This is a genomic window from Citrobacter sp. (genome assembly GCF_050252275.1).
In the GTDB taxonomy this organism is placed as follows: domain Bacteria; phylum Pseudomonadota; class Gammaproteobacteria; order Enterobacterales; family Enterobacteriaceae; genus Citrobacter_A; species Citrobacter_A amalonaticus.
Window position 1 is genome coordinate 1 of the sequence record NZ_JBFWLF010000160.1, and the last position, 10,313, is coordinate 10,313.

Below are 10,313 nucleotides of genomic sequence, written 5' to 3' on the forward strand. Positions count from 1 at the left end.
TTAAATCCATCAATGATACCTGGGGACATTTGAATGGCGACATCGTCCTGCGTAACGTCGCGCGCGAAGGGATTCAGATCATGCAACCCGCCGCCGTTTCTGTCTATCGCTATGGCGGTGAGGAGTATGCCGTGCTGTTCTCGGGTGAGCAATAGAACAACGCGCATACCCTACTGGAACGCGGGCGCATTGAGGTCGCGCAGCGCTCATGGCGTGACGAGGGACTGCACGTCACCTTTAGCGCTGGACTCGGGGAATGGAATCTGGAAGCGCAGGAACAGCTGATCATGCGTGTAGATGAAGCGCTATACAAAGCCAAACAGGAAGGAAAAAACCGGATTATTGCCGCGAATCGCTGATCATCCCTTCTCTGTAACGCCCGTTACGACGGGCTTTTTTTCATTTTGAGAAAAACCGCAACCGGTTTCATTATTTGTGCGATTTCTTTGTGATGCTTTACACACATTCGCGGTAAGGCGGTTGTTCTCATCACTCGCTCGGACTAAAGATGAAGTATCAATGGAACCGTGAGAGCGAACTATGAAGAATATCGTTTTATGCTGTGCCGCCGGTATGTCCACCAGCATGCTGGTACAACGAATGAAAGATGCCGCTCAGAAGAAAGGGATCGAAGTGACGATCAAGGCTGTGCCTGTCGCAGAGTTTAAAGAGAATATTGCCACGGCGGACATCGTCCTGTTGGGCCCGCAGGTCAAGTATGAGCAGGCAAAATTGCAGGCGCTGGCCGATCCGCTCGGTAAGAAAGTCGCCGTGATCGACATGATGGATTACGGCATGATGAAAGGCGATGCCGTGCTGGAAAAAGCCCTGAAGCTGATGGAGCCCTAACATGGAAGAGTTAGAAACCATCATTATGGAACTGCTGGTTAATGCCGGAGCCGCACGAAGCCAGGCATTGACTGCCCTGCAACTGGCTCGCAAAGGCGACTTTGCCGGTGCCGAACAGGCGATGGAAGAGTCACGCGATTACGTCAAACTGGCGCATAAAATCCAGACGCAACTGATCGGGATCGATGAAGGAACCGGTAAGCTGCCGGTGAATCTGATCACCGTCCACTCGCAGGACCATCTGATGAACGCGATGGTGATTCAGGATCTGGCAGGTGACATGATTGAACTGTATCGCCGAATCCCGCTGGCAAACTGATAAAAAAGCCTGGTGGCGCTACGCTTACCGGGCCTACAAAAACGCCATAAAAAAACCCGCCGAAGCGGGTTTTTTACTGTCAGGCAGTCAACGATTACTCGTTGTCAGAACCACCCAGACCTGCGTTCAGCAGTTCTGCCAGGCTGGCAGAGGCATCTTCTGCAGTCACCTGCGGTGCAGCCGGAAGTTCACCTGCAGCACGGCGACGCATACGATCCTGGTGGTACGCATAACCGGTACCCGCCGGGATCAGACGACCTACGATAACGTTCTCTTTCAGGCCACGCAGTTCGTCGCGTTTACCCGCAACGGCTGCTTCGGTCAGGACACGCGTGGTCTCCTGGAACGATGCGGCAGAGATGAACGACTCGGTTGCCAGAGACGCTTTGGTGATACCCAGCAGATCGCGGGAGAACGTGGCGCCCACTTTGCCGTTCGCTTCCAGTTCGCGGTTAGCGATCTTGACGCGGGAGTATTCAACCTGTTCGCCTTCCAGGAAGTCGGAGCTACCAGCGCTTTCGATGGTGGCTTTACGCAGCATCTGACGAACGATAACTTCGATGTGTTTATCGTTAATCTTAACGCCCTGCAGACGGTATACGTCCTGAACTTCGTTAACGATGTAACGAGTTACAGCATGAACACCACGCAGACGCAGAATGTCGTGCGGTGCTTCCGGACCGTCGGAAACCACGTCACCACGTTCTACACGTTCACCTTCGAACACGTTGAGCTGACGCCATTTCGGAATCATCTCTTCGTACGGATCGCTACCGTCTACCGGGGTGATAACCAGACGACGTTTCCCTTTGGTTTCTTTACCGAAGGAAATAATACCGCTGATTTCAGCCAGGATTGCCGGCTCTTTCGGACGACGTGCTTCGAACAGGTCCGCAACGCGCGGCAGACCACCGGTGATGTCCTTGGTACCGCCGGATTCCTGCGGAACACGCGCCAGGGTGTCACCAGAACTGATCTGTACGCCATCTTCCAACTGAACAATCGCTTTACCCGGCAGGAAGTACTGCGCAGGCATGTCGGTACCCGGGATCAGTACGTCGTTACCCTGAGCATCAACGATTTTCAGTGCAGGACGCAGATCTTTACCACCGGTAGTACGTTCTGCGGAATCCAGAACCACCAGAGAAGACAGACCGGTTAACTCGTCGGTCTGACGCGTAATGGTCTGGCCGTCGATCATGTCAGTGAAGCGGACAAAACCACTCACTTCCGTGATAACCGGCATGGTGTGCGGATCCCAGTTTGCTACGGTTTCACCGCCGGCAACCTGCTCACCATCACCTTTCGCCATCACAGAGCCGTAAGGCACTTTATAGCTTTCTTTGGTACGACCGAATTCGTCGATCAGTTTCAGCTCAGTATTACGGGAGGTGATCACCAGTTTACCGCTGGAGTTCACAACCGACTTCGCATTGCTCAGACGGATGCTACCTTTGTTTTTCACCTGGATGCTGGATTCAGCAGCCGCACGAGATGCCGCACCACCGATGTGGAACGTACGCATCGTCAGCTGTGTACCCGGCTCACCGATGGACTGTGCCGCGATAACGCCGATAGCTTCACCTTTGTTGATGATGTGGCCACGCGCCAGGTCACGACCATAGCAGTGCGCACATACACCAAAGTCGGTGTCACAGGATACAACAGAGCGAACTTTCACAGAGTCAACGGAGTTTGCTTCCAGCAGATCACACCACTGTTCGTGCAGCAGCGTGTTGCGCGGAACCAGAATATCCGCCGTACCCGGCTTCAGAATGTCTTCTGCGGTTACACGACCCAGAACGCGATCGCGCAATGGCTCTTTAACATCACCACCCTCGATAACCGGGGTCATGGTGATACCTTCCAGCGTGCCGCAGTCGTCTTCGGTAACAACCAGATCCTGTGCAACGTCAACCAGACGACGCGTCAGGTAACCGGAGTTCGCTGTTTTCAGTGCGGTATCCGCCAGACCTTTACGCGCACCGTGCGTGGAGATGAAGTACTGGAGTACGTTCAGACCTTCACGGAAGTTCGCGGTGATCGGCGTTTCGATGATGGAGCCATCCGGCTTCGCCATCAGACCACGCATACCCGCCAGCTGACGAATCTGTGCAGCAGAACCACGCGCACCGGAATCGGCCATCATGTAGATGCTGTTGAAGGAAACCTGCTGCTCTTCCTGACCGTCACGGTTAATCACGGTTTCGGTTTGCAGGTTATCCATCATCGCTTTGGATACACGATCGTTCGCCGCAGCCCAGATATCGATAACTTTGTTATAGCGTTCACCGGCGGTGACCAGACCAGACTGGAACTGTTCCTGGATCTCAGCCACTTCCGCTTCCGCTTCAGAGATGATCTCGTGTTTTTTCTCCGGGATGACCATGTCATCGATACCAACGGATGCACCTGAACGCGCTGCATAAGCAAAGCCGGTGTACATCGTCTGGTCCGCAAAAATAACGGTCGGTTTCAGGCCCAGAATACGGTAGCAAGTGTTCAGCATCTTGGAGATGGCTTTCTTACCCAGCGCCTGGTTGACGATGGAGAAAGGCAGACCTTTCGGTACGATCATCCACAGGATTGCACGACCTACCGTCGTATCAATCAGGCTGGTTTTCGCAACGAACTCGCCGTTAGCATCTTTTTCGTATTCGGTGATACGCACTTTAACGCGCGCATGCAGAGAGGCCAGGCCAGCGCGATAAATACGCTCAGCTTCTTTCGGGCCAGTCAGCACCATGCCTTCGCCTTTGGCGTTAACACAGTCACGGGTCATGTAATACAGACCCAGTACAACGTCCTGAGACGGAACGATGATAGGTTCGCCGTTCGCCGGGGACAGGATGTTGTTGGTAGACATCATCAGCGCACGCGCTTCGAGCTGGGCTTCCAGCGTCAGCGGTACGTGAACAGCCATCTGGTCACCATCGAAGTCGGCGTTGTATGCCGCACAAACCAGCGGGTGCAGCTGGATAGCTTTACCTTCGATAAGAACAGGTTCAAACGCCTGGATACCCAGACGGTGCAGTGTTGGTGCACGGTTCAGCAGTACCGGGTGTTCGCGGATAACTTCGTCCAGGATATCCCAAACGACAGCTTCTTCACGCTCAACCATTTTCTTCGCGGCTTTGATGGTGGTGGCGAGGCCACGCAATTCCAGCTTGCCGTAGATGAACGGTTTGAACAGCTCCAGTGCCATTTTCTTCGGCAGACCGCACTGATGCAGACGCAGGTATGGACCTACGGTGATAACAGAACGACCGGAGTAGTCAACACGCTTACCGAGCAGGTTCTGACGGAAACGACCCTGCTTACCTTTGATCATGTCGGCCAAAGATTTCAGAGGACGTTTGTTAGAACCAGTGATCGCACGACCGCGACGACCGTTATCCAGCAGGGCGTCAACCGCTTCCTGCAGCATACGTTTTTCGTTGCGTACGATGATGTCCGGCGCAGCCAGATCCAGCAGACGTTTCAGACGGTTGTTACGGTTGATCACGCGACGATACAGATCGTTCAGATCCGACGTTGCGAAACGACCACCATCCAGCGGAACCAGCGGACGCAGATCTGGCGGCAGAACCGGCAGAACGGTCAGGATCATCCACTCCGGCTTATTGCCAGACTGAACGAACGCTTCCAGCAGCTTGATACGCTTGGTCAGCTTCTTACGCTTGGTTTCGGAGTTGGTTTCGTTCAGCTCTTCACGCAGAGTTTCACACTCTTGCTCCAGATCCATGCTCTTCAGCAAGGCCTGAATAGCTTCCGCACCCATCTTCGCGTCAAATTCGTCACCGAACTCTTCCAGCGCATCCAGATACTGTTCTTCAGTCAGGATCTGCTGGCGTTCCAGATTGGTCATACCGCCTTCGATAACCACATAGGATTCGAAGTACAGTACGCGTTCGATATCGCGCAGCGGCATATCGAGCAACAGGCCGATACGGGACGGCAGAGATTTCAGGAACCAGATGTGAGCAGTCGGGGACGCCAGCTCGATGTGGCCCATACGCTCACGGCGTACTTTAGTCTGGGTCACTTCAACGCCGCACTTCTCACAGATCACACCGCGGTGTTTCAGGCGCTTGTACTTACCGCACAGGCACTCGTAGTCTTTTACCGGCCCAAAGATACGGGCGCAGAAAAGGCCGTCACGCTCAGGTTTGAACGTACGGTAGTTAATGGTTTCCGGCTTCTTAACTTCACCGAAAGACCATGAACGGATCATGTCTGGCGAAGCCAGAGCAATTTTGATCGCATCAAACTCTTCGGTTTTAGTTTGCGCTTTCAGAAACTTTAATAAGTCTTTCACGGATTTGCTCCCGTCGGAGTTAGCACATTCCGCTGCCGGGTGTTATCCCGGCAGCAGTGACCTGTTTGAGCGAGAATTACTCGTCTTCCAGTTCGATGTTGATACCCAGCGAACGAATCTCTTTCAACAGTACGTTGAAGGATTCCGGCATGCCCGGTTCCATCTGATGGTTGCCATCTACGATGTTCTTATACATCTTAGTACGGCCGTTCACGTCATCAGACTTAACGGTGAGCATTTCCTGCAGGGTGTATGCCGCGCCGTATGCTTCCAGCGCCCACACTTCCATCTCCCCGAAGCGCTGACCACCGAACTGCGCCTTACCACCCAGCGGCTGCTGAGTAACCAGGCTGTAGGAACCGGTGGAACGAGCGTGCATCTTATCGTCGACCAGGTGGTTCAGTTTCAGCATGTACATATAACCTACGGTTACCGGACGCTCGAACTGCTCACCCGTACGGCCGTCGAACAGCGTGATCTGACCGGAAGTCGGCAGGTCACCCAGTTTCAGCAGCTCTTTAATTTCCGCTTCTTTCGCACCGTCGAACACCGGCGTTGCGATTGGCATACCTTTGCGCAGGTTTTCAGCCAGACGCAGAACTTCTTCATCGCTGAAGGTATTCAGGTCAACTTTCTGACGAACGTCAGCACCCAGATCGTACGCACGCTGGATGAACTCGCGCAGTTTCGCGACTTCCTGCTGCTGTTTCAGCATGGCGTTGATCTTATCGCCGATACCTTTCGCAGCCATACCCAGGTGGGTTTCCAGAATCTGACCGATGTTCATACGAGACGGTACGCCCAGCGGGTTCAGTACGATATCTACCGGCGTACCGTTAGCATCGTGCGGCATATCTTCGATCGGGTTGATCTTAGAAATGACACCCTTGTTACCGTGACGACCTGCCATCTTGTCACCAGGCTGGATACGGCGTTTAACGGCCAGATAGACCTTAACAATCTTCAGCACGCCCGGTGCCAGATCGTCGCCTTGGGTGATTTTGCGGCGTTTCGCTTCGAGTTTTTTCTCGAACTCGTGTTTCAGTTCGTCGTACTGCTCAGCCAGCTGTTCCAGCTGATTTTGTTTCTCTTCATCGGTCAGGCCGAGTTCCAGCCAGCGATCGCGAGGCAGTTTGTCGAGCTTCTCAGCTTCAACACCACCGGCAACCAGCACAGCATAGATACGGCTGAACAGACCAGCTTCGAGGATCTGCAGTTCTTCAGACAGGTCTTTCTTCGCCTGCTTCAGCTGCATCTCTTCGATTTCCAGCGCACGTTTGTCTTTTTCTACGCCATCGCGAGTAAAGACCTGAACGTCGATAACCGTACCGGAAACACCGTTTGGTACGCGCAGAGAAGAGTCTTTAACGTCAGACGCTTTCTCACCGAAGATCGCACGCAGCAGTTTTTCTTCTGGCGTCAGCTGGGTTTCACCTTTCGGCGTTACCTTACCCACCAGAATGTCACCGCCGGTCACTTCCGCACCGATGTAAACGATACCGGATTCATCCAGTTTAGAGAGCGCAGCTTCACCCACGTTCGGGATGTCAGCGGTGATCTCTTCCGGCCCCAGCTTGGTGTCACGGGACACGCACGCCAGTTCCTGAATGTGGATGGTGGTGAAACGGTCTTCCTGGACAACACGCTCGGAAACGAGGATGGAGTCTTCGAAGTTGTAACCGTTCCACGGCATGAACGCGACGCGCATGTTCTGACCGAGCGCCAGTTCACCGAGGTCGGTGGACGGACCGTCTGCCAGTACATCACCACGTTCAACCGGCTCGCCCAGAGAGACACACGGCATCTGGTTGATACAGGTGTTCTGGTTAGAACGGGTGTATTTGGTCAGGTTGTAGATGTCGATACCCGCTTCGCCCGGGTACATCTCGTCTTCGTTAACTTTGATAACGATACGGGAAGCATCCACGTACTGAACGGTACCGCCACGTTTAGCCACCGCAGTAACACCGGAGTCAACGGCAACAGCACGTTCCATACCGGTACCTACCAGCGGCTTATCAGCGCGCAGAGTCGGAACCGCCTGACGTTGCATGTTCGCACCCATCAATGCACGGTTGGCGTCATCGTGTTCCAGGAACGGGATCAGGGACGCACCGACGGAAACCACCTGCTGAGTGGAAACGTCCATGTAGTCAACCTGGTCACGGCTGAACAGGCTGGATTCACCTTTGCTACGGCAGGTCACCAGATCTTCTACGAAGTGGCCATCGTCATCCAGGTTGGAGTTCGCCTGAGCGATAACGAAGTTACCTTCTTCAATAGCAGACAGGTAATGAATCTCATCTGTCACAATGCCATCAACCACGCGACGATACGGCGTCTCGAGGAAGCCATATTCGTTAGTCTGTGCGTACACGGACAGGGAGTTGATCAGACCGATGTTCGGACCTTCAGGCGTTTCGATTGGACATACGCGACCATAGTGCGTCGGGTGTACGTCTCGAACTTCAAAGCCAGCGCGCTCACGCGTCAGACCGCCTGGGCCGAGTGCAGAGATACGACGTTTGTGCGTAATCTCAGACAGCGGGTTGTTCTGGTCCATAAACTGAGACAGCTGGCTGGAACCGAAGAACTCTTTCACTGCTGCAGAAATCGGTTTGGCGTTGATCATGTCCTGAGGCATCAGGGTATCCAGATCGCCCAGAGACAGACGCTCTTTCACCGCACGCTCAACACGTACCAGGCCAACGCGGAACTGGTTTTCCGCCATTTCGCCTACGGAACGGATACGGCGGTTGCCGAGGTGGTCGATATCATCGACTTCGCCTTTACCGTTACGGATATCGATGAGCTTCTTCATCACTTCGATGATGTCGTCTTTGCTCAGGATACCGGAACCTTCGATTTCGTCGCGCAGCAGAGAACGGTTGAACTTCATACGACCGACCGCAGACAGGTCATAACGGTCTTCAGAGAAGAACAGGTTCTCAAACAGGCTTTCAGCCGCTTCACGTGTCGGCGGCTCACCCGGGCGCATCATGCGGTAGATTTCTACCAGCGCGCTCAGACGATCGTTAGTTGGGTCGACGCGTACGGTTTCAGAAATGTACGGGCCGTGATCCAGATCGTTGGTGAACAGGGTTTCGATACGTTTGTGGCCAGACTGGCTCAGCTTAGCCAGCAGATCCAGGCTCAGCTCCATGTTCGCCGGGCAGATCAGCTCGCCAGTGGATTCGTCAACGTAATCTTTCGCAGCCACTTTGCCCGCAATGTACTCAACCGGAACTTCGATATGTTTGATATCGTCTTTTTCCAGTTGGCGGATGTGACGCGCAGTGATGCGGCGGCCTTTTTCAACGTAGATTTTACCGTTCGCTTCGATATCGAAGGAGGCGGTTTCACCACGCAGACGTTCAGGCACCAGCTCCATCTGCAGCTTGTTGTCGCGAATCTCGAAAATCACTTTTTCGAAGAACAGATCCAGGATCTGCTCCGTGGTGTAGTTCAGCGCACGCAGAATAATGGTCGCAGGCAGTTTACGGCGACGGTCGATACGTACGAACAGGTTGTCCTTCGGATCGAATTCGAAGTCCAGCCAGGAACCACGGTAAGGAATGATGCGCGCGTTATACAGCACTTTACCCGAAGAGTGGGTTTTACCTTTGTCGGAGTCAAAGAAGACGCCCGGACTACGGTGCAGCTGAGAAACGATAACACGCTCAGTACCGTTGATAACAAAGGTACCGTTGTCGGTCATGAGCGGAATTTCGCCCATGTAGACTTCTTGTTCTTTAATGTCTTTAACGGTGCCTTCCGGCGCTTCGCGCTCGTAGATCACCAGACGCAGTTTTACGCGCAGCGGTGCGGAATAGGTCACGCCACGGATCTGACATTCCTGAACGTCAAACACCGGTTCGCCAAGGCGGTAGCTGACGTACTGCAGCTCGGAGTTACCGCTGTAGCTCTGAATCGGGAACACGGAACGGAAGGCTGCTTCCAGACCGTACTGCCCTTCAGGATCTTGCTCGATAAACTTCTGGAACGAGTCAAGCTGGATAGAAAGGAGATATGGAATGTCCAGAACTTGTGGACGTTTACCAAAATCCTTACGAATACGTTTTTTCTCGGTATAGGAGTAAACCATAGGGTTCCTCAGCTCGCTGACAAGTCGACCCATCTGTCCGACGAAGGGACAGTTTGTGCAACACCATTTTGTGGACCGGAAAATTGAATACTTTCCGCAATACCTGTTGCTATCACGCTTAAACCATTTCATTGCGATTTACACAGAGCGAGCACCCTGTCGCAGTATATTAAGTCGTCGATAGAAACAAGCATTGAAAGACACATCGATAGTCAAACAGTGTGAAATGCTACCGAGGCCTTACAGCGCAAAAAGGCTGGTGACTAAAAAGTCACCAGCCATCAGCCTAATTACTTAGGCTGCAACCAGAAAAGTTGGCTTATTTAACTTCAACTTCAGCGCCAGCTTCTTCCAGAGATTTTTTCAGTGCTTCTGCGTCGTCTTTGCTCACGCCTTCTTTCAGCGCAGCTGGAGCAGATTCTACCAGGTCTTTAGCTTCTTTCAGACCCAGACCGGTAGCGCCACGAACAGCTTTGATTACTGCAACTTTGTTCGCGCCAGCAGCTTTCAGAATTACGTCGAATTCAGTTTTCTCTTCAGCAGCGTCAGCAGCTGGGCCAGCAGCAACAGCTACAGCAGCAGCAGCAGAAACACCGAATTTTTCTTCCATTGCAGAGATCAGCTCAACAACGTCCATTACGGACATAGCGGATACTGCTTCAATGATTTGATCTTTAGTGATAGACATTTAAATTGTTCCTGAATATCAGAATAAGTTTATA

At 53.1% G+C, this 10,313-nt stretch carries 5 protein-coding genes and 1 pseudogene; 3 read left to right on the top strand and 3 right to left on the bottom strand.

What is annotated here, in order from left to right; genetic code table 11:
• The 3 genes and pseudogenes from AB7E14_RS14225 to AB7E14_RS14235 all read left to right on the top strand — a co-directional run.
• Positions 1-359: pseudogene (locus AB7E14_RS14225) on the top strand (GGDEF domain-containing protein); the annotation flags it as partial.
• A 181-nt stretch (positions 360-540) separates the two neighbouring features.
• Complete coding sequence (locus AB7E14_RS14230) at positions 541-849, top strand: PTS sugar transporter subunit IIB (RefSeq protein ID WP_042998973.1); 309 nt, start codon at positions 541-543, stop codon at positions 847-849.
• Between the two features lies 1 nt (position 850).
• Entirely contained in the window at positions 851-1,168 is a 318-nt protein-coding gene (locus AB7E14_RS14235) for a PTS lactose/cellobiose transporter subunit IIA (RefSeq protein ID WP_042998972.1), read from the top strand.
• A 94-nt stretch (positions 1,169-1,262) separates the two neighbouring features.
• Here the strand turns inward: AB7E14_RS14235 and rpoC are convergent, their stop codons facing one another.
• From rpoC to rplL, 3 genes are all read right to left on the bottom strand, one after another.
• Positions 1,263-5,486 (bottom strand): DNA-directed RNA polymerase subunit beta', encoded by a 4,224-nt coding sequence (rpoC, locus tag AB7E14_RS14240; RefSeq protein ID WP_042998971.1) that lies wholly within the window; start codon positions 5,484-5,486, stop codon positions 1,263-1,265.
• A gap of 76 nt (positions 5,487-5,562) precedes the next feature.
• Positions 5,563-9,591, bottom strand: coding sequence for a DNA-directed RNA polymerase subunit beta (gene rpoB, locus AB7E14_RS14245; protein WP_428169616.1), 4,029 nt, complete (start codon positions 9,589-9,591; stop codon positions 5,563-5,565).
• Positions 9,592-9,910: 319 nt separating this feature from the next.
• Positions 9,911-10,279, bottom strand: coding sequence for a 50S ribosomal protein L7/L12 (gene rplL, locus AB7E14_RS14250; RefSeq protein WP_013095002.1), 369 nt, complete (start codon positions 10,277-10,279; stop codon positions 9,911-9,913).
• Positions 10,280-10,313 lie beyond the last annotated feature (34 nt).

Bases quoted from the DNA above. Each gene is read 5' to 3' on its own strand.
- AB7E14_RS14235 (WP_042998972.1), top strand. From the start codon at position 851: ATGGAAGAGTTAGAAACCATCATTATGGAACTGCTGGTTAATGCCGGA.
- rpoB (WP_428169616.1), bottom strand. From the start codon at position 9,591: ATGGTTTACTCCTATACCGAGAAAAAACGTATTCGTAAGGATTTTGGT.
- rplL (WP_013095002.1), bottom strand. From the start codon at position 10,279: ATGTCTATCACTAAAGATCAAATCATTGAAGCAGTATCCGCTATGTCC.
- AB7E14_RS14230 (WP_042998973.1), top strand. From the start codon at position 541: ATGAAGAATATCGTTTTATGCTGTGCCGCCGGTATGTCCACCAGCATG.